This window comes from Nonomuraea endophytica, assembly GCF_014203235.1.
Classification (GTDB): Bacteria; Actinomycetota; Actinomycetes; order Streptosporangiales; family Streptosporangiaceae; genus Nonomuraea; species Nonomuraea endophytica.
This window is the reverse complement of record NZ_JACHIN010000001.1, coordinates 302,724-322,585: the sequence shown is the minus strand read 5'-3', so window position 1 is coordinate 322,585 and position 19,862 is coordinate 302,724. Positions and strand designations below refer to the sequence as shown.

Annotated in this window: 17 protein-coding genes; 7 read left to right on the top strand and 10 right to left on the bottom strand. The window is 69.5% G+C overall.

From position 1 onward, the window contains the following. Positions 1-48: 48 nt before the first annotated feature. Positions 49-1,206, top strand: coding sequence for an MFS transporter (locus HNR40_RS01445; protein WP_184957824.1), 1,158 nt, complete (start codon positions 49-51; stop codon positions 1,204-1,206). Between the two features lie 53 nt (positions 1,207-1,259). Here the strand turns inward: HNR40_RS01445 and HNR40_RS01440 are convergent, their stop codons facing one another. From HNR40_RS01440 to HNR40_RS01430, 3 genes are all read right to left on the bottom strand, one after another. Continuing rightward, on the bottom strand, positions 1,260-2,102 hold the full coding sequence (locus HNR40_RS01440; RefSeq protein ID WP_184957823.1) for a hypothetical protein: 843 nt from the start codon (positions 2,100-2,102) through the stop codon (positions 1,260-1,262). 70 nt (positions 2,103-2,172) lie between these two features. Then, positions 2,173-2,673 (bottom strand): methylated-DNA--[protein]-cysteine S-methyltransferase, encoded by a 501-nt coding sequence (locus tag HNR40_RS01435; RefSeq protein WP_184957822.1) that lies wholly within the window; start codon positions 2,671-2,673, stop codon positions 2,173-2,175. Beyond that, a complete protein-coding gene (locus HNR40_RS01430) occupies positions 2,670-4,052 on the bottom strand; it encodes a DNA-3-methyladenine glycosylase 2 family protein (RefSeq protein ID WP_184957821.1) in 1,383 nt (460 codons plus the stop codon). Before HNR40_RS01430 ends, HNR40_RS01435 begins: the two co-directional genes overlap by 4 nt. A 94-nt stretch (positions 4,053-4,146) precedes the next feature. Between HNR40_RS01430 and HNR40_RS01425 the strand changes: the two genes are divergently transcribed. Continuing rightward, a complete protein-coding gene (locus HNR40_RS01425; RefSeq protein ID WP_184957820.1) occupies positions 4,147-4,551 on the top strand; it encodes an ArsR/SmtB family transcription factor in 405 nt (134 codons plus the stop codon). Further along, positions 4,551-5,447, top strand: coding sequence for a cation diffusion facilitator family transporter (locus HNR40_RS01420; RefSeq protein ID WP_184957819.1), 897 nt, complete (start codon positions 4,551-4,553; stop codon positions 5,445-5,447). The genes HNR40_RS01425 and HNR40_RS01420 overlap by 1 nt, the downstream gene beginning before the upstream one ends. Position 5,448: 1 nt before the next feature. On the opposite strand, the gene HNR40_RS01415 is transcribed toward HNR40_RS01420, so the two are convergent. Continuing rightward, a complete protein-coding gene (locus HNR40_RS01415) occupies positions 5,449-6,663 on the bottom strand; it encodes an MFS transporter (RefSeq protein ID WP_312896143.1) in 1,215 nt (404 codons plus the stop codon). A gap of 61 nt (positions 6,664-6,724) precedes the next feature. Between HNR40_RS01415 and HNR40_RS01410 the strand changes: the two genes are divergently transcribed. Continuing rightward, positions 6,725-7,702 carry an ArsR/SmtB family transcription factor gene (locus tag HNR40_RS01410; RefSeq protein ID WP_184957817.1) on the top strand — a complete coding sequence of 326 codons (978 nt, stop codon included), beginning with the start codon at positions 6,725-6,727 and terminating at the stop codon, positions 7,700-7,702. On the opposite strand, the gene HNR40_RS01405 is transcribed toward HNR40_RS01410, so the two are convergent. The 3 genes from HNR40_RS01405 to HNR40_RS01395 form a co-directional block, all read right to left on the bottom strand. Continuing rightward, positions 7,676-8,620 (bottom strand): NYN domain-containing protein, encoded by a 945-nt coding sequence (locus tag HNR40_RS01405; protein ID WP_184957816.1) that lies wholly within the window; start codon positions 8,618-8,620, stop codon positions 7,676-7,678. The genes HNR40_RS01410 and HNR40_RS01405 overlap by 27 nt on opposite strands. A 106-nt stretch (positions 8,621-8,726) precedes the next feature. Next, entirely contained in the window at positions 8,727-9,260 is a 534-nt protein-coding gene (locus tag HNR40_RS01400) for an acyl-CoA carboxylase subunit epsilon (RefSeq protein ID WP_184957815.1), read from the bottom strand. Continuing rightward, positions 9,241-10,827: an acyl-CoA carboxylase subunit beta gene (locus HNR40_RS01395; RefSeq protein WP_184959347.1), complete on the bottom strand. Its 1,587-nt coding sequence runs from the start codon at positions 10,825-10,827 to the stop codon at positions 9,241-9,243. The genes HNR40_RS01400 and HNR40_RS01395 overlap by 20 nt, the downstream gene beginning before the upstream one ends. Before the next feature lie 36 nt (positions 10,828-10,863). On the opposite strand from HNR40_RS01395, the gene HNR40_RS01390 reads away from it, so the two are divergent. The 3 genes from HNR40_RS01390 (at position 10,864) to HNR40_RS01380 (ending at position 15,919) form a co-directional block, all read left to right on the top strand. Beyond that, positions 10,864-11,667, top strand: coding sequence for an ABC transporter ATP-binding protein (locus HNR40_RS01390; protein ID WP_184957814.1), 804 nt, complete (start codon positions 10,864-10,866; stop codon positions 11,665-11,667). Then, on the top strand, positions 11,664-13,229 hold the full coding sequence (locus tag HNR40_RS01385) for a hypothetical protein (RefSeq protein ID WP_184957813.1): 1,566 nt from the start codon (positions 11,664-11,666) through the stop codon (positions 13,227-13,229). Before HNR40_RS01390 ends, HNR40_RS01385 begins: the two co-directional genes overlap by 4 nt. Positions 13,230-13,297: 68 nt before the next feature. Beyond that, positions 13,298-15,919 (top strand): phosphoenolpyruvate carboxylase, encoded by a 2,622-nt coding sequence (locus HNR40_RS01380; RefSeq protein ID WP_184957812.1) that lies wholly within the window; start codon positions 13,298-13,300, stop codon positions 15,917-15,919. On the opposite strand, the gene HNR40_RS01375 is transcribed toward HNR40_RS01380, so the two are convergent. The 3 genes from HNR40_RS01375 to HNR40_RS01365 form a co-directional block, all read right to left on the bottom strand. Then, positions 15,882-17,042 carry a DUF418 domain-containing protein gene (locus tag HNR40_RS01375; RefSeq protein WP_184957811.1) on the bottom strand — a complete coding sequence of 387 codons (1,161 nt, stop codon included), beginning with the start codon at positions 17,040-17,042 and terminating at the stop codon, positions 15,882-15,884. The two genes, HNR40_RS01380 and HNR40_RS01375, sit on opposite strands and share 38 nt — an antisense overlap. 115 nt (positions 17,043-17,157) lie before the next feature. Further along, a complete protein-coding gene (locus HNR40_RS01370) occupies positions 17,158-18,585 on the bottom strand; it encodes an MFS transporter (RefSeq protein WP_184957810.1) in 1,428 nt (475 codons plus the stop codon). A gap of 150 nt (positions 18,586-18,735) precedes the next feature. Continuing rightward, positions 18,736-19,824, bottom strand: coding sequence for an epoxide hydrolase family protein (locus HNR40_RS01365; RefSeq protein ID WP_184957809.1), 1,089 nt, complete (start codon positions 19,822-19,824; stop codon positions 18,736-18,738). Positions 19,825-19,862 lie beyond the last annotated feature (38 nt).

The window sequence follows — 19,862 nt, the reverse complement described above, 5'->3', positions numbered from 1 at the left end:
GTGTGCAACTAATGCATGCGCCTACTAGCGTCGTCTAAGGGATATTCTATGCCTCTCGCCTTGTTCGCGCTCGCGATCAGCGCCTTCGGCATCGGAACCACCGAGTTCATCATCAACGGCCTGCTCCCCGAGATGGCCCACGACTTCGGGGTCACCATCCCCGCCGCCGGCCTGCTCGTCTCCGGCTACGCGCTGGGCGTCGCCGTGGGCGGGCCGCCGCTGACCATGCTCGGTGGCCGGTGGTCACGCAAGACCATGCTGCTCGCGTTGATGGTGTTGTTCATCGTCGGCAACCTGCTGTCGGCCCTCGCGCCCGACTACGGCGTCCTGATGGCAGGCCGTCTCCTGGCCGCCTTCGCGCACGGCGCGTACTTCGGCGTCGGCTCCGTCGTCGCCGCCGACCTCGTCGCGCCGCACAGGCGGGCCAGCGCGATCGCGCTGATGTTCACCGGCCTGACGCTCGCGAACGTGCTCGGGGTCCCGCTCGGCACCTGGATCGGGCAGGCGTACGGCTGGCGCTCCACGTTCTGGGTCGTCGTCGTGATCGGCGTCATCGGCCTGGCCGGAGTCCTGGCCCTGGTCCCGCGCCAGGAACGCCGGCCGGTCAGCCTGCGTACCGAACTGGCCACCTTCAAGAAGGGCGGCGTGTGGCTGGCCCTGGCCATGACCGTCTTCGGCTTCGCCCCGGTCTTCGCGGTGATCACCTTCATCGCCCCGATGATGACCGGCGTCGGCGGCTTCTCACCCGGCGCCGTCCCCATCGTCATGGCCCTGTTCGGCGTAGGACTGGTCGTGGGCAACATCATCGGCGGCAAACTGGCCGACCGAGCGCTGATGCCCGCCATCTACGGCTCGGTCGCCGCGCTGACCCTGCTGGCCGTGGTCGTCGCCTGGCTGGCCGGCAACCAGATCGCCTTCGTCGTGGCCATCACGTTGTTCGGGGTGGCCGCCTTCGCCACGGTCCCACCCCTCCAGACCAGAGTCCTGGACGCCGCCGCAGGCGCCCCCACCCTGGCCTCGGCGGCGAACATCGGCGCCTTCAACGTCGGCAACGCGATCGGCTCCTTCGCCGCCGGCCTCACCATCGACGCGGGCCTCGGCTACACCTCACCCGCCTGGACCGCCGCCCTCCTGGGCCTGGTCGGCCTGGGCGTAGCAGGCCTAGCTGGCCTCCAAGCCCGCCGCCACACCCTGGTCACCGCCTGACAGCAGAAGCAGGAGGGCCCCGAAATCGGGACCCTCCTGCTTCTGCTAGTTGCTCAGTCGAAAAGTTCGTCTATGTGACTGATGGTGACGGCGTCGGCCAGCCAGGCGTCGAGCTGTTCGGTGTAGGTGCAGCTCAAGATGAGGTTCTCGGTGTCTTCGGGCACCTCGATGCCGCGCAGGCGCAGGAGCTTGACGATGGACTCTGCCTCACCCAAAGCCTTGCCCTTGGCGACGAACTCGGCTTGGAACTCCCGCATCATCGGGCTCTTGAACTGCTGGGTCGCCACGGACATGAGTTCCCTCCAGAACGCGATGGCTACTTCATAGGGTAGCCCTCCGAGCGCCGCGTCGCAGTAGACGGACCGCTGCTTAACGGGTATTGAGACGAGCATTTGCCGGAAAGTTTCGAACGTCACGGTGGCGTCGCTGGTTTTGCTGTGCATGATGGCCGACAGCGTCGCGAGCTCCGGCCGCTCGAGCGCCTCCTTGACGTCGGATATCACGGGAACCGACCCTGGCCCGACCATGAGCGGGAGCAGGGTCATGCCCGGATGCCCCAAGGGGATGGGCTTGCTGTACCGCTTGGTGGCGTTGGGGCAGGGACAGGCGACCAGCAGGACGACCGGGCATTTCAGCCGGGCGCGCAGGGTCGTCATGTAGACCGGCCACGACCACTCCTTGCGCTTGTCGTGCTTGAGCTGGACCTCGACGATGACGGCGAGTTGTGCCTCTTTCCTGCGCCGAAGCACCATGACGGCGTCGGCGCGGTACTCGGTTGGCTGGATGTCGGGAAAGTCGCCCGACTCCAGGCAGACCTGGTCGTGGGAGGGGATGTCCACGCCGTGCTCGCCCACCAATGTGGGTGCGAGCAGGGGGTGGTTTCTGAACAGGTCCACGAGGGACTCGTGAGCCAATGACGGCATGGGGTGAAGATTACCGACTGTTGATGTCAGATGACGGAGTGTTTCAGATCTTTGCCGACTCATGCGTCAGGAGCCACTGCTTTACCGCTGTGCCGTAGTAATAGCCGCCAAAGCCGCCGCTGCCCGGCAGTACCCGGTGGCAGGGGACGAAGGGGGCGATCAGGTTCTGGGCGCAGGCGGAGCCGGCGGCTCGGGCGGCGGTGCGGGGGAGGCCGGCGCGTTCGGCCAGTTCGCCATAGGTGACGGTGGTGCCGGGCTTCACCTCGCGCAGCGCCTTGTGCAGTGCCTGGCGCTTCGGGGTGCCGGGCTGGGAGACGGGCAGGGTGTCGATGGCCTCCAGGTCGCCGTCCAGGTAGGCCATGGTCAGGCGGGTGATCTCGCCTAGGTCGTCGACTACGTCAAGACCCTCGGACTGCAGGTTCGGGGCCAGGCGGGTGAACATGTCGGCGGGGTCTGCCGTGAAGCCGGCCGCCACCAGGACGCCGTCGCGGGCGAGGAGTGCGAGCGGGCCGGTGGGAGTCGGCAGGACTTGGGCTTCGATCATGTGGAGCTCCACAGGTGTAGGGCGGCGTAGGCGCGCCACGGGCGCCAGCGCTCGACGTGGTCGGCGGGGATGCCCAGGGCGGCCATGCGCTTGTTCAGGACGAGGTCGCCCGTGGGCCAGGCGTCGGGGTCGCGCAGTGCCCGCAGCCCGATGTACGCGGCGGTCCACGGGCCGATTCCGGGGACCTTCAGCAGTTCGGCCACCGCGTGCCCGGGCTCCTGGCCGCCGTCGAGGTCGATGCGGCCGTCGGCGACCCTTTCGGCCAGGTCTTTCATGGTCAGGATGCGGCGCGTGGTGAAGCCCAGGCCGTCGAGGTCGGCCTCGGCCAGGACGGCGGCGCTGGGGAACAGCGGGCCGTGCCGCGTGACGATCCGGCCCAGGAGCGTGCGTGCTCCCGCCACCGAGATCTGCTGGCCGACGATGGCGCGTACCGCCAGCTCGAAGCCGTCGAACGTGCCCGGGACCCGCAGTCCGGGACGGGCCGCGACCAGCGGCTCCAGGGAGGTGGCGCCCAGGGCGGAGGCGATCGCGTCCGGGTCGGCGTCGAGGTCGAGCAGCCGGCGGCAGCGGGCCACCACGCGGGCCAGCTGGCGGGTGTCGTCCAGCTTGACGTCCAGGTGGAACACGCCCGGCCCCGGCGTCAGTGTGAGCGTCCCGCCCGTCACCAGCCGGGTGTAGGTGAGCCCGTCCACGGTTTCAAGACCGGGAATCGCCCGGCTGGCCAGAAAGGCGAAAATGCCCTCCACGTCGTACGGCTCCCGCCGGTGGAGCCGCAGCCGCAACCCCGCCGCGGACGACTCGGACAGAGGCCGAGCGGAGGCGCGGAGTTCGCTGGGCGTGAAGCCGTAGGTCTCCCGCATGGTCGCGTTGAACTGCCGCACGCTGCCGAACCCCGCGGCGAACGCCACCTCCGTCACCGGCAGCCCCGTCTCGGTCAGCAACTGCTTGGCCAGCAGCAACCGCCGGGTCCTGGCCACGGCCAGCGGCCCGACGCCCAGCTCGGTCACGAACAGCCGGTGCAGGTGGCGCTCGGTGATGTGCAGCCGCTTGGCCAGCCCGGCCACGCCGGTGTCGTCGGCGGCCCCGTCGTCGATGAGGCGCAGCGCCCGGCCGATGAGGTCGCCGCGCAGGTCCCAGCCGGGGTCGCCGGGCGACAGCTCGGGCCGGCAGCGCTTGCAGGGGCGGAATCCGGCGGCCTCGGCGGAGGCGGCGTGCCGGTAGAAGCGCACGTTGCGCGAGGCGGGGGTGCGCGCGGGGCAGATCGGCCGGCAGTAGATGCGCGTCGTCTTCACCGCGGTGTAGAAGCGCCCGTCGAACCGGGCGTCCCGTGCGGAGACCGCCCGGTAGCAGGAGTCGAAGTCGAGCTCTACAGGTGCCATGTCATCGACAGTATGTGCCGGACAGGATTGGCGACTGGCGGAAATCAGACGTATGCATTGACAGGAAGATGACCATTTCCGCTAGCCTTAACATATGAACAGCTATTCAGAGGTGCAGATCGATGGCTGCACGGTAAGGGTCGTGGACGCGCCGCGGGTGGAGTCCGTGCGCTCGCGAATGCCGGGCCAGGAAGACCTCGCCGACACGGCCGAGGTGTTCGGGCTTCTCGGCGACCCCAACCGGCTGCGGCTGTTGCTCGCCCTGCTGGATGGCGAGCTGTGCGTGTGCGACCTCGCCGCGGTGACGGGCCAGAGCGAATCTGCCGTCTCCCACGCCCTGCGGCTGCTGCGCGCGCACCGGGTCGTCGCGGTCCGCCGCGCCGGCCGGATGGCCTACTACCGATTGGAGGACGCGCACGTGCGGATGCTGCTTGATCTGGCGATCGCCCACACCGGCCACACACAGGCCATTCATCCCGAGCGTGGGGGGAACGACTGATGGGATCGGGACACGGACACGGCCACGCGGGCGCCAAGCACCGCTGGCGGCTGGTCGTCTCCTTCGCGTTGATCGGCTCGTTCTTCGTGGTCGAGCTGATCTTCGGACTGATCACCGGCTCGCTGTCGCTGCTGTCCGACGCCGGCCACATGGCCGCGGACGTGGTGACGCTCGGCGCGGCTCTGGTGGCCACGCGGATCGCGAGCAGACCGGACACCACCGGCAGGCGCAGCTACGGCTCCTACCGCGCCGAGGTCTTCGCCTCACTTCTCGCCGTCGCGCTGATGATCGGCGTCGCCGTGTACGTCGTGGTCGAGGCCATCGGCCGGATCGGCGAACAGGCCGAGATCTCCACCGGCCCGATGATGATCGTCGGCGCCATCGGCCTCCTGATCAACCTGGTCGCGCTGTTCCTGCTGCGCAGCGGCGCCGCGGAGAGCCTCAACGTCAAGGGCGCCTACCTGGAGGTCATGGCCGACACGGCCGGCTCCGTCGGCGTCATCGTGGCCGGCTGGCTCGTCTCCTCCACCGGCAACCCCGTCTGGGACACGCTCGTGGCGCTGGCCATCGGCGCGTTCGTCGCCATCCGGGCCGTCGGCCTGGGCAGGCAGGTCTTCGCGGTGCTCGGTCAGCACGTGCCCGAGGGCATGAGCGCCGACGAGGTCGCGGGCGACCTGAAGGCCATCGACGGCGTCGAGGACGTCCACGACCTGCACCTGTGGACGCTCACCTCCGGCATGCACGTGGCGACCGCGCACCTGGTCGCCGAGGAGTCGCGCAGCCACGCCGTACTGGATCAGGCTCGTGACGTGCTGCGCGCCCGGCACGGGGTCGCGCACGCGACGTTGCAGGTGGAGCCCGCCAACCACAAGGGCTGCGACGAGATCGGCTGGTGACTCAGCGCTCGGCGCGCAGCGGCGAGAAGTAGATCGGCACCCAGCTGAGGGACATGAAGAGCGCGCCGGCCCAGAGCGCGGCGCGCACGCCCCACAACTCGCCGATCAGGCCCGCCAGCAGGCCGCCGACGCCGACGGCGCCCATGAGGATGAGGCGCATGGTGGCGTTCACGCGGCCGAGCATCTCATCCGGCGTCACCCGCTGGCGGAAGCTGACCAGCAGCACGTTGTTGAGGCCGGTGCGGTAGGTGAGCGCGAACCACGCGGCGGCCGAGACCCAGATCCACGCCCCGCCGTTCAGCAGCGGGACCAGCAGGGACGCGGGCGTCGTGATCAGGGAGACGATCCACACCGCGCGGCCCCGGCCGAGACGGGCGCCGACGTGGTGGGCGGTGGCCGAGCCGGCCAGCGTGCCGACGCCGCCCACCGCCAGGTAAAGGCCGAGTACCCACTCGGGGTAGCCGAGCTGGGAGACGACGAGCACCGGCAGCAGCACCGAATACAACGGGAAGCCCAGGTTCGTCATCGCGCCCTGCAGCACGATCGGCCGCAGCATGGCGTGGCCGAGCACGAAGCCGACGCCCTCGCCGATCTGCGTGGCCAGCTTGGGGCGCGGGCCGAGGGCCGGCGGGGTCTCGACGGCGGGCACCCCGCGCAGGAACACTGCCGAGCAGAGGTATCCGGCCGCGTTCAGCAGCACGGCCGCCGGGGCGCCCGCCGCGCCGACGAGCACGCCGGCGAAGCTGCGGCCGGAGATGTCCATGGCCGCGTTCGTGCCGACCAGCAGCGAGTTGGCCTCGGTCAGCCGCTCCCTGCCGACGAGTCTGGGCACGAGGCTCTGGGCGGCCACGTCGAAGAAGAGCGTGCCCACGCCGGTCAGCGCGGCCACGGCGTACAGGTGTTCCATCGTCAGCCCGCCCAGCCAGGCGGCCACCGGCACGGAAGCCAGCAGGACGGCCCGCACGAGATCGGCCACGATCATCAAGGGCTTCTTGCGCATCCGGTCGATCCACGCCCCGGCCGGCAGCCCGACGACCAGCACCGAGATCGTGGCCAGCGCGCTGAGCAGCCCCACCTGACCGGCGCCCGCGTGCAGGGTGGTCACGGCCAGCAGCGGCAGGGCGACATATCCCACCTGGGCCCCGAAAGCGCTCACGGCCGAGCCGAGATACAGGTTCCGGAATCCGGGTTCGAGCAGCAACGAGGTTGTCTTCACGCCGCCCACGATGGTGAACTACCGTCCACTATCGCGATTGATTAAGTGAGCAGCGAATCGAATGACCCTCGATCTGTCCTTCACCGCCGAGGATGTTGCCAACACCCGCTTCGCGATCTCGCCGCTGTGGGAGGTCGTGGCCAGCGTCCGCGTGCTCAAGGAGCCGTCCGGCCTCAACCGCCCCTGGGCCGAGCGGGTACGCCGCCGGCTGGCCGACGTGGACTGGAGACTGCTGTCCGACCTGGTCCCGGTGCCGACGATCTCCCTGGTCTGCTTCATCAGCCCGCCGCCCGCGACCGCCGTACCTGACCTCGAGCTGGAGCTGGCCGGACTGCTCGCCGCCGAGCACGAGGTACGCGACCAGCTCGACACCTGGCGCCACGGCGGCCCGCGAACCCCCAGGATCCAGGCGCTCCACGACGACCCCGCCGCCGGTCTGGCCCGGCTGGCCGGCGAGATCCGGGCGTACTGGGCGGCCGCCATCGCCCCCTACTGGCCGCGCATCCGCAGCCTGTGCGAGGGCGACGTGCTCTACCGCGCCAAGGCGCTGACGCAGGACGGCGTCCGCGGCATGCTCACCGGCCTCGACGACAACGTCAGCTGGCAGGGCGAGCGCCTGCGCCTGGACCACCGGTTCTGCCACGGCACGCGTGCGCTCGACGGCCGCGGCCTGCTGCTGGTGCCGTCGGTCTTCACCTGGCCGAGGATCTTCTCCATCACCGTGCCGCCGTTCCAGCCGACTCTGCGCTACTCGCCGCGCGGCATCGCCACGCTGTGGGAGCACCGCGAGAGCGACCCGCCGCAGGCGCTGGCGGCCGTGCTCGGCCGCACCCGCGCCCGCCTGCTCGCCTCACTCGACCAGCCCGCCTCGACGCGCGAGCTGGCCGTGCGCACCGGCCTGTCGGAGCCGGGCGCCAGCCAGCACCTCACCGCGCTGCGCAGAGCCGGTCTGTGCAGCGCCCACCGCACGGGGCGCTATGTCCTCTATGCCCGTACGGCTGTCGCCGAGGCCCTACTTGCTGGAGACGCCCACGCCTAGGTCGAACTCCCGGTACACCCGGGCCCAGAACCCGTCACGCAGCCACACGCGCGCCTCCGGGTAGGGGCGCAGCGAGTGCCCGAGCTCCTTCTCCGCCTCTATGAGCAGCTCGGTGTCGATGACCGTCGGCAGGATCGGCCCCGGCAGCAGGTCGCGGATGTTGTCGCGGCCACGGGTGAGGATCCACTTCTGCGCCACGTGCTCGCCCACGTCCTCCACGCGCGGCCGCGACGGGCCGAGCTTGGCCACCTGGCCGGGCTTGACCTGCGGCTTCGGAGTGGCCGGGCGACCGGCGAACACGGTGGCCGGTGAAGGCGCCGCGGCCGGCGGGGTGACCGGGACCGGCTGCGGTGCGCGGCTGAAAAAGGGTCTCAGAAAATCTGCAGAAATCACTTCAACGGTGTCGGACTCCCACACGAGCCGTTCCGCCTGGTTGGTGCCATAAGGGGGTTCGACACCCCACAGGTGTATCCGCACTCCGTAGGCCTGTGCGGCCTCGACGGCGGGCACCATGTCCTCATCGCCCGCCAGCAGGATCGTGTCGGTCACCGCGTGATGCCTGGCCAGCGCTTCAAGGTCGCTCCTGATCTGAGCGTCCACACCCTTCTGCTGGCCACGCGCGTTAAGGTTGCCCAGTCGTACCTTCACCCAGGGCAACTGTGCGATCACTCGCTGATCGACGGTGGGCACTCGGTCGCGTGCGGCGTCATACCAATAGATCCGCAGCAGTTCTCCGGAAATACGTTCCATTGCATGTTTCTGGAGGCTCTGGATGAGCTCATCCGCCGCAACCCGATATTCCTTGCGTTCCTTCGCGCCAAGCAGCACTTCACCTGCGGCGGCATACAGATAACCGACATCCACCAGGACGGCGTACTTCGCTGCCACAGGATGCGGCGTGAGGTCTGGGATGGGCATGTCGTCCTCCAGGCCGCGGCCTTAGTTGATCGGCTGACTATATACGCCTACTTTTCTAGATAGTCCCAACTCTCGGGGAAGTTGACACCCGATTCCAGGGATCCATCTAGGGTAGGGCGCTCAACCGCCAAGCCGACTTCCCTGGCACGAGTCGCCTACGCATGGCTCGGGCTGGGTTTCGCCAAGTTTCGGGCTTACGGCCCGGCGTTTGCGTGGGTTCCGGTTGCCGCGTGGTCAGGACGGTGACCAGAGCGGCGATCTCCTCGGGCGTCGCATCGCCCCGCACGACTTTCAGATGCGCTGTCACAGTGCTCTTTCGCTCTTTCGCTAGCTCCGCCGCAGATCCATCACAGTGTTGTTTGACCAGCTTGGCCCGCGGTTGTGAGGGATGTCCTCGCAGGCGGCGGGATCCCTCACTGTGTTGTTTTGACTCGCTTCGCTCGTGGGTTGTGATGGGTGTCCTCGCTAGGCTGCGGTACCCATCACTGTGTTGTTCTGACTCGCTTCGCTCGTGGGTTGTGATGGGTGTCCTCGCTAGGCTGCGGTACCCATCACTGTGTTGTTCTGACTCGCTTCGCTCGTGGGTTGTGATGGGTGTCCTCGCTACGCTGCGGTACCCATCACAACGGGATGTTCCCATGCTTCTTCGGCGGTAGCGAGGCACGCTTGTTACGGAGGGCCCGCAGAGCCTTCACCACTTGCGGCCGGGTGTCCGATGGACGGATTACGGCGTCGACATAACCCCGCTCAGCGGCGATATACGGATTGGCCAGCGTGTCTTCGTATTCGGTGACGAGCCGGGCGCGCTCGGCGTCGGGGTCGGCGGCGGCGGCCAGTTCGCGGCGGTAGAGGATGTTGACGGCCCCCTGGGCGCCCATGACGGCGATCTGGGCGGTGGGCCATGCCAGGTTGATGTCGGCGCCGAGGTGCTTGGAGCCCATGACGTCGTAGGCCCCGCCGTACGCCTTGCGGGTGATGATCGTGACGAGCGGGACGGTGGCCTCGGCGTAGGCGTAGAGGAGCTTGGCGCCGCGCCGGATGATGCCGTTCCATTCCTGGTCGGTCCCCGGAAGGAATCCCGGGACATCAACAAATGTCACGATCGGGATATTAAATGCATCGCAAGTTCGGATAAATCGTGCGGCCTTCTCTGATGCGTTGATATCGAGGCATCCCGCGAAATGCATCGGCTGGTTGGCCACGACGCCTACAGGGTGACCGTCCACCCTGCCGTAACCGACCACGACATTGGGCGCGAACTGCGCGTGGACCTCCAGAAACTCACCGTCGTCCAGCACGTGCTCGATGACCAGGTGCATGTCATAGGGCTGGTTAGCCGAGTCGGGGATGAGCGTGTCGAGCTCCGGGTCCGGCTCCAGCGCGGCTCCGGCCTCGTAGACGGGGGCCTCGTCCAGGTTGTTGGAGGGCAGGTACGACAGCAGCGCCTTCACGTACTCCAGCGCGTCGTCCTCGTCGGTGGCCAGGTAGTGGGCCACGCCGGACCTGGTGTTGTGGGTGTGGGCGCCGCCGAGCTCCTCGAACGTCACCTCCTCGCCGGTGACCGTCTTGATGACGTCCGGGCCGGTGATGAACATGTGCGAGGTCTGGTCGACCATGACCACGAAGTCGGTCAGCGCCGGGGAGTAAACATGCCCCCCGGCCGCCGAGCCCATGATCAGGGAGATCTGCGGGATCACGCCCGAGGCGTGCACGTTGCGCTTGAAGATCTCGGCGTAGAGGCCGAGCGCGACCACGCCTTCCTGGATACGCGCGCCGCCGCCCTCGTTGATCCCGATGATCGGACAGCCGGTCTTGATCGCCATATCCAGAATTTTCACGATCTTCTCGCCGTAGACCTCACCCAGCGAGCCCCCGAAAACCGTCACATCCTGTGAGAAGACGCACACCTGACGGCCGTCGACGGTGCCATATCCGGTGATCACTCCATCGGAGTAAGGCCGCTTGCCCTCCAGCCCGAACATCGTCGAGCGGTGCCGCGCGAACTCGTCGAACTCCACGAACGAACCCTCATCCAAAAGCGCTACAACCCGCTCGCGCGCGGTCATCTTGCCCTTGGCGTGCTGCTTTTCCACCGCCGCCGCCGACCCGGCGTGCGCGGCCTCGTCCAGCCGGCGCTCAAGGTCGGCGATCTTGCCGGCGGTGGTGTGAATATCCGGCAGTTCCGGCAATTCCTCAGCAGCACTCATGCCCAGAAGGTTAATCCCTCCTTCTAGGCTGGATCCATGACGGAGGCGGTTCACACGCAGGGGCTCTTCAAGCGCTACGGCCAGCAGATCGCGGTCGCGGGAGTGGACCTGGTGGTGCCGGCGGGAAGCTTCGCCGGCCTGGTCGGGCCCAACGGCGCGGGCAAGACCACCACACTCAGCATGATCACCGGACTGCTGCGTCCGGACGGCGGCCGGGCGGTGATCGACGGCCTGGACGTCTGGCGAGATCCGGTCCAGGTCAAGGCCAGGGTCGGCGTGCTGCCGGAGGGCCTGCGGCTGTTCGAGCGGCTGTCCGGCCGCGAGCTGCTCCACTACAACGGACGGCTGCGCGCCATCCCCATGGCCGAGGTCGAGCAGCGCACCGAGGAACTGCTCGGCGTCATGGACCTGCGCGAGGCCGCCGACAAGCTCGTCGTCGACTACTCCACCGGCATGCGCAAGAAGATCGGCCTGGCCGCCGCGCTGCTGCACAACCCGTCGGTGCTGTTCCTGGACGAGCCGTTCGAGGGCGTCGACCCGGTCAGCGCCAACACGCTGACCGACGTGCTCCAGCGCTTCACCGCCTCCGGCTCGACGGTCATCTTCTCCAGCCACGTCATGGACCTGGTGGAGCGGCTGTGCGACTGGGTGTCGGTGATGAGCGCCGGTCACATCGTGGCCCAGGGCCCGCTGGCCCAGGTACGCGGGGACCGTACGCTCAACCAGGCCTTCCTCGACCTCGTCGGCGGCCCGAAGCGGGCCGGTGACGCGGGCCTGACCTGGCTCGGCGCCAACGGTGCCGCGGCGGAGGAGAGCCCGAGCGCCGGTGGTGAGCGGTGAGCACGGCGCTGCTGTTCGCGCGGCTCAAGCTGCGGCTGGTCGCCGGGAACCTGCGCGGGGACCTCGCGCGCAAGCTGGGCTTCGTCTTCACCCTGCTCGCCGCGATCGCGGTGGCGGCTCTCGGGTTCCTGCTGATGAGCCTGCTGCGTCTTGCCGAGCCCGCGATGGCCACCGACCTGGCCATTCTCGCGTTCACGATGTTCTGGATCGGCTGGGCGATCGTCCCGCTGCTGGCGTTCGGGCTGGACGACACGCTCGACCCGGCCAGGCTCTCGCTGTTCCCCCTGCGCACGGGGCGGCTGGCCGTCGGCATGTTCGCCGCCTCCGCGACCGGCGTCTGGCCCGCCGCCACCCTGATCATCACGATCGGCGCGCTGGTCGGGCTGGCGAGCGGGATCGGCGGCGTGCTCGTCGGGATCGGGGCGGTGTTCCTGCAGTTCGCCCTCTGCCTGGTCACCTCCAGGCTGATCACCACGGCCCTTTCGGGCGCGCTGCGCTCGCGTCGCGGCCGGGACGCGCTGGCCGTGGCGGCCATCTTCGCGGTGCTGCTGTTCCAGTTGCCCAACCTCATCGCCAACCGGGGGCTCGGCGACCCGGTCGCGCTCATCACCAGCACCGCGGGAGTGCTCCGCTGGACGCCGCCCGGCCTGGCCGCCCACGCCATCGCCGACGGCGGCCTGATCGGCCTGGCAGAACTGCTCGTCCTCGCGGTGCTCGTGGTCCTGATCGGCTGGCTCTGGATCAAGGCGCTGGCCCACGCGCTCGTCACCGCGGACGCCTCCACCCAGTCGGCCTCGGTCCGCCGCTCCAGCGGGATCGTCGACCGCTTCCTGCCCGACGGCCCGCTCGCCGCCGTGGTCACCAAGGAGCTCAAGTACATCCGCCGCGACCCGCGCTTCCGCGTCGGCTGGTTCGCCTCCATCGTGGTCACCGGCGTGATCGCCTTCTCCATCACCGGTCAGTCCGGCGGGGGCGGCGGCCTGCCGCTGGTGATCGGGCCCGCGTGCCTGGGCGCGCTGATGCTCGCGCTGCAGTCGTGCAACGCCTTCGGCATCGACGGCCGCTCCCTGTGGATGAACACGGTCGCGTTCGGCGACGAGCGCGGCCTGCGCACCGACCTGGCCGGACGGCATCTGGCCGCGGCGCTCATCGCGCTGCCCCTGCTGGCCCTCATGACCGTGGCCGTCTCCCTGTTCGCGGGCACGCCGTCGGCCATCCTGCCCGCCGCCCTGACCGCATGGGGCGTGTACGGCGTGGGCCTAGGCGTGGCCTCCATGACCAGCGTGATCCTGCCGTACACGGTGCCCGACCGGCTCAACGCCTTCACCGGCGCCGCCCCGGGCCAGGGCGGGCAGGCGTTCGCCGGGTCGTTCGCCGCCATGATCGGCATCGCCGGGCTGAGCCTGCCGCTGGTGCTGCCGGTGCTGTTCGGGGTGGCGTGGGTGAGCGTGGCGGCCCTGCCGTACGGCCTCGCGGTCGAGTACTTCGGCCGGAGGCTGGCGGCCACGGTGGGTCACGCGCGCATGCCCGAGGTGCTGGCCGCGGTGTCCCGTCCCACGTGAGCAGTGGTCTAGTCCATTAGGTGAGACCGGTCTGCGCTCGTTCACGGGCACTCTGTACCCTTCGAAACATGACTGACCAGGCAGTTGAACGCCGTAGCGCCGCTGTCGTCGAGATGCCAGACGAGCTCCGCCGAGACGTGAAACTGCTCGGCAGGCTGCTCGGGGACGTGATCGCCGAGCAGGGCGGCAAGGACCTGCTGGCCGACGTCGAGCGGCTGCGCAAGGCCGTGATCGCCGCCAGGAGGGGAGAGGCCTCCGCCGACGAGATCGCCGCGATGGTCGCCGAGTGGGAGATCGACCGGGCGGTGCTCATCGCGCGGGCCTTCACCTGTTACTTCCATCTGGCGAACCTGGCCGAGGAGCACTACCGCATCAGGACGCTCCGGGAGCGCGACGCCGAGGGCGAGGTGCTGAAGGAGTCGCTGGCGCACGCCGTACAGGAGCTCGGCACCGCGCGCGTGCAGGAGCTCGTGGAGGAGCTGGAGCTGCACCCGGTGCTCACCGCGCACCCGACGGAGGCGCGCAGGCGCGCGGTCGTCACCGCGATCCAGCGCGTCAGCACCCAGCTGACCGAGTACAACTCGCCCGGCCGGGGCGCCTCGGAGCGCGAGGAGAGCCTGCGGCGGCTGCTGGAGGAGATCGACCTGCTCTGGCGCACCGCCCAGCTGCGCGACACCAAGCTCGACCCGCTCGACGAGGTACGCACCGCGATGGCCGCCTTCGACGAGACGTTGTTCCGGGTGGTGCCGCAGGTCTACCGCTCGCTGGACGCGGCGCTCGGCGAGGGCACCGGGACCAGGTCGCCGCTGGCGCGGCCGTTCATCCGCTATGGAAGCTGGATCGGCGGCGACCGCGACGGCAACCCCAACGTGACCGCGAAGGTCACCCGCGAGGCCGTGCTCATCCAGGCCGAGCACGTGCTCACCGCGCTGGAGACCGCCACCACCCGCATCGCCCGCACGCTCACCGCCAACGCCCAGTACGCCGCGCCGTCGCGTGAGCTGCGCTCGGCGATCTCCACCGCCGAGGACGCGCACCCCGACCTGGTCTCCGAGCTGGCCACCCGCTCGCCGCAGGAGCCGCACCGCCAGTGGCTGCTCTACGTCGCCGCGCGCATCTCGGCCACCAACCAGCGCGACCTCGACCTGGCCTACCGCGCCCCCGCCGAGCTGCTGGCCGACCTCAGGCTGGCCCAGGAGTCGCTGGCCGGGCACGCCGCCCGGCAGGCGTACGGCGAGCTGCAGCATCTGATCTGGCAGGTGGAGACGTTCGGCTTCCACCTGGCCGAGCTGGAGGTACGCCAGCACTCGCAGGTGCACGCGACGGCTCTGGCGGAGATCAGGGCGGGCGGCGCGCTGTCGCCGATCACCGAGGAGGTGCTGTCCACGATCCGGGTGATCTCCTGGATCCAGGAGCGCTTCGGCGTGAACGCCTGCTCCCGGTATGTCGTCTCCTTCACCCGTTCGGCCGATGACGTGGCCGCCGTCTACGAGCTGGCCGAGGCGGCGCTGGGCATGCGGGCGCCGGTGCTCGACGTGGTGCCGCTGTTCGAGTCGGGCGCGGACCTCGACAACGCTCCCGGTGTGCTCACCGGCATGCTGGAGATCCCGAAGGTTCAGACCCGGCTGGACACCACCGGGCGGCGCATGGAGATCATGCTGGGCTACTCGGACTCGGCCAAGGAGCTCGGTCCGGCCGCGGCCACGCTCAAGCTCTACCAGACCCAGGAGCGCCTCACCGAGTGGGCCCGCGAGCACGAGGTGAAGCTGCGCCTGTTCCACGGCCGTGGCGGCGCGCTCGGCCGTGGCGGTGGCCCGGCCAACCGGGCGGTGCTGGCCCAGGCACCCGGCTCGGTCGCCGGACGCTTCAAGGTGACCGAGCAGGGTGAGGTCATCTTCGCCCGCTACGGCCACATGGCGATCGCCAGGCGGCACATGGAGCAGGTGGCCAACGCCGTGCTGCTGGCCTCCTCGCCCACCAACGGCAGCCGTACCGCCGCTGCCGCCGCGCGCTTCCGTTCGCTGGCCGAGCAGGTGGCCTCCGCCTCCGAGGGCGCCTATCGCGCGCTGACCGAGGCGCCGGGCTTCCCCGAGTGGTTCGCGCTGGTCAGCCCGCTGGAGGAGATCGGCTCGCTGCGGCTCGGCTCCCGCCCGGCCCGGCGCGGGCTCGGCGCGCCCCGGTCGCTGGACGATCTGCGGGCCATCCCGTGGGTGTTCGCCTGGGCGCAGACCCGGGTGAACCTGCCCGGCTGGTACGGCCTGGGCAGCGGGCTGGCCTCGGTCGCCTCGGTCGAGGAGCTGCGGGCGGCGTACGAGGAGTGGCCGTTGTTCAACGCGATGCTGGACAACGCCGAGATGTCGCTGGCCAAGACCGACCGCTCGATCGCCGAGCGCTATCTCGCGCTCGGCGGCCGGAACGACTTCGCCGGGCAGGTGATGGCCGAGTACGACCTCACCCGCAAGCTGGTGCTGCAGGTCACCGGGCACACCCGGCTGCTGGAGAACCGCAAGGTGCTCTCGCGGGCGGTGCAGCTGCGCGACCCCTACGTGGACGCCCTGTCGCACCTGCAACTGCGGGCGCTCACCGCGCTGCGCAAGGGCGAGGTCTCCGAGCGGGAGGCCGAGCGGCTCTCGACGCTGCTCCTGCTGTCGGTCAACGGAGTGGCTGCGGGTCTGCAGAATACTGGGTGAACCCCCGCAGGACCCGTTCGATCGGGCCGTAGCGGTGGTGACGCATCCACCAGGCGCTCAGCAGCAGCAGAACCGTGTAGATCGCCGCGGCGACGCCGATCACCGCGATCGGCGTCAGCCTGCCGCCGAGCGCCAGCCCGTACCCGGTGAAGACGAGGCACTGCAGGATGGACTGCCCGATGTAGTTGGAGGCGGCGGCCCGGCCCGCCGGGGCGAGCGCGGCGCCGACGGCCGGCAGCCGCCGCACGAGCAGCAGGAGCGTCACCACGTACGCGGCGGCCAAGGGCAGGGACAGGATGTTGTTGAGCGCCAGGCCGACGAGTTGCAGCGCGCCCTCGTCGTGGCTGGACCAGGTGAAGAAGACGGCTGCCGGGAGGCCGACGCCGTACCCGATCCAGAGGACGCGCGGTGCGAGGCGCGCCCAGCGCTCGCGGTCCTCCAGCAGCCGCGACTTGCCCGCGGCCATGCCGAACAGGAACAACGCCATCGCCATCGGGCCCTGGCCGAACCAGACGAACGCCGCCAGCATCGGGTAGGTCTGCAGCTGGAACTGCAGGAAGCTCAGCGGGCTGCCGGTGACCTGCGCCTGCGCGGCGGCCATGACGGCGGGGTCGGGCGGCGTCGTCACGCCGGCCGAGGGGTCGAGCATGGTCAGCCCGGCGAGGATGAGCCAGATCGCCGACATGACGCCGATGATCCAGCAGCCGATCTTGACGGCGGTTCTCGGCCGGACGTTGCGCAGCGCCAGCAGGATCAGGCCGAGCGCGGCGTAGAGCGTGAGGATGTCGCCGATCCAGAACAGGATGCCCTGGGTGACGCCGAGCAGGAACAACCCGAGGCAGCGGCGGAGCATCCGCGGCTTGACCTTCTCGCCCCACGAGCGCATCTGCATCGTGAAGGAGTAGCCGAACATGAACGAGAAGATGACGTAGAACTTCGTCAGCACCAGCGTCTGGACCGTCAGGCTCACCGGGTCGCGGTTGAAGTCCATGCTGGAGATGGCCACGGACAGCCCGGGGTCGGCGAAGAAGCTGATGTTCGCGACGAGGATGCCGCCCAGCGCGAAGCCGCGGACGGCGTCGATCTCATGGATGCGCCTTAAAGCCGGCGCCGTGGTGGTCATGTCCGTGACGCTACGGACCGGCGGGGTGGCCCCGCATCCGTCCGAGGGTGCGGACGGCTCCATCCAAAGTCGGAAAGGGCCCGGCGAAATCGCCGGGCCCCTTCGTCCGAAATCCCTAGTGCACGAACTCGGCGTCCTGGCGGGCCTGCTTGGGAAGCATCAGCCCGACGAGGAAGGTGACCACGATCATGCCCGCCGCCACCGCGAAGGTGATCTCGGCGCTGCCGGTCCCGAAGAAGACGGTCCCGAGTACGGCCAGGCCGAGCGCGTTGCCCACCTGCTGGAGCGCGGTCAGCGTGCCGGAGGCCGAGCCGGTCTCCTGCGGGTCCACCGCGGCCAGGACGATGTTGAAGTACGGGCCCATGATCATGCCGCTGCCGAGGCCGACGAAGAGCAGGGCCGGAGCGAGCTGCCAGGGGGTGACGCCCGGCTCGGCCACGATCAGCAGGGCCACGACCGCCAGGGCCATGATGACGGCGCCGGCCAGCAGGACCTTGCGGCCGAAGCGCTGGGTGGACTGGGCGACGATCATGCCCACGATCATGCCGAGGGAGGAGGGGACGCCGGTCAGCGCGGCCTTCAGCGGGTCGTAGTGGAGCATGAGCTGGGTGTAGAGGCCGATGACCATGAACACCCCGCCGAAGGCGGCGAAGTAGACGGTGCCGACGGCCATGCCGGACAGGAACGCGGGCTTGCGGAAGAGCGAGGGCGCCACCAGCGGGTCGCCGCCGCGGGCGGCCCGGCGCTTCTCGTAGGCGACGAAGACGACGAGGGTGACGACCGAGGCGGCCATCAGCGCGAACGACCACCACGGCCAGCCGTGCTCCTGGCCCTGGACCAGCGGGAAGACCATCAGGACGACGCCGGCGGAGGCGAGGATCGCGCCGGGCAGGTCGAGCTTGACGCCGCCGATCGGCGGGGTCTTCGGCAGGAAGCGCAGCGCCGCGAAGACCGCGGCCACGCCGATCGGCAGGTTGATCAGGAAGATCATCCGCCAGCCGGTGCCGAACAGGTCGGCGCTGACCAGCCACCCGGCCAGGATCGGGCCGCCGATGGCCGACAGTCCCATGACCGGGCCGATCAGCCCGAACGCGCTCGCCAGCTCCTTGGGCGGGAACATCTCCTTCATCATCCCCATGCCCTGGGGGATCATGGCCGCGCCGAACAGGCCCTGCATGACCCGGGCCGCGATGATCATCTCCGGCGAGACGGAGACCGCGCAGAGCAGCGAGCCGACCGTGAAGCCGATCATCCCGATGAGGAACATCCGCCGGCGTCCCACGATGTCGCCCAGCCGGCCGCCGGTCAGCAGGCCCGCGGTCATGGCCAGGATGTACGCGGCGCCCAGCCATTGGATGAACGCGTTGCCGGCGCCGAAGTCGTTCCTCATGGTCGGGCCCGCGATGTGGGTGACCGTGGCGTCCAGCAGCTCCATGACGGAGCCGGTCATGATCACGCCCAGGGCCGGCCAGCGCCACTTGTAGGCCGAGGGCTGCTCGGGAGCGGCGGCTGCGGCCACTGGTCGGGTGTCGAGGACGGTCATGGTGTTCCTCCTGGATCGGAACGGCTTGTTCTGTTCCAACAATAGCAGAGCGGAATGCTTCATTCCACTGTTTGGTCAAGATCTTTGGGAGTGCCCCACACTCATGCGAAAGGGCCGTAGCGCTGACGCTACGGCCCTATGCGGAAAGGTTCATTCCGCGTTCCACCGCGCGAAGAAGTCGCGCACATCCTGCGCGAACACCTCCGGGACCTCGTGCGCGGCGTAGTGGCCGCCGACGTCGTAGAAGTTCCACTGGGCGATGTTCTTGTGGTCGCGCTCGGCGAAGCGCCTGATCGACTGGAAGTCGTTGGCGAAGTTGGCCAGCCCGATCGGCGCCGTGGTCGGCTCGGCGGGCTGCTCCAGCTTGGCGTTCTCGTAGTAGAAGCGGGCCGAGGAGGCGGCGGTGCCGTACAGCCAGTGGACGGCGATGTTGCTCACCGCCCAGTCGATGCCGAGCTCCTCGCCCATGAGCTGGCCCATCCAGCCGAGCAGGCCGGCGGGGGAGTCGGCGAGGGCGTGCGCGAGCGTCTGCGGGGCCTGGGACTGCATCGTGTTGAACGCGCCCATGGTCTCCCAGAAGGTCTGCAGGAACTGGACCCTGCCCATGTCCTCCTCGCTCAGCCCCTCGAACTCGGCCGGGTCGCCGGAGGGGAAGGAGAAGATCTGGGTGACGTGCAGGGCGACCGCGTGCTCGGGGTCGAGCCTGCCGATGTACGGCGTGACGATCGAGCCCCCGTCGTTGCCCACGGCGCCGTAGCGGTCGTAGCCCAGGCGCTTCATCAGCTCGGCCCAGGCGCCCGCGACACGGGCGGCGTTCCAGCCGCGCTCCGTGGTCGGACCCGAGAAGCCGAAACCGGGCACGGACGGGATGACCAGGTGAAAGTCACGCGACAGCGGCTCGATCACCTCGACGTACTCCAGGGCGGTGCCCGGCCAGCCGTGGGTCAGCACCAGCGGCAGCGCGTCCTCGTTGGCGGAGCGGATGTGGAAGAAGTGCACGTTCTGGCCGTCGATCTCGGTCGTGAACTGCGGGAAGGCGTTGAGCCTGGCCTCCAGCGCGCGCCAGTCGAACACGTCGCGCAGGTGCTCGACCATGCGGCGGACCCGGCCGGCGCTCACGCCGTAGTCCTCGCCGGCGTCGGGCAGTTCGTCGGTGTAGCGGGTCCTGGCCAGGCGGGCCTTCAGGTCGTCGAGGTCGGCCTGGGAGACGTCGATGCGGTAGGGGCGGATCTCGGCCATGGGAGGTCTCCTTCGGGAAGCGAAGCGTTCCGTTCTGA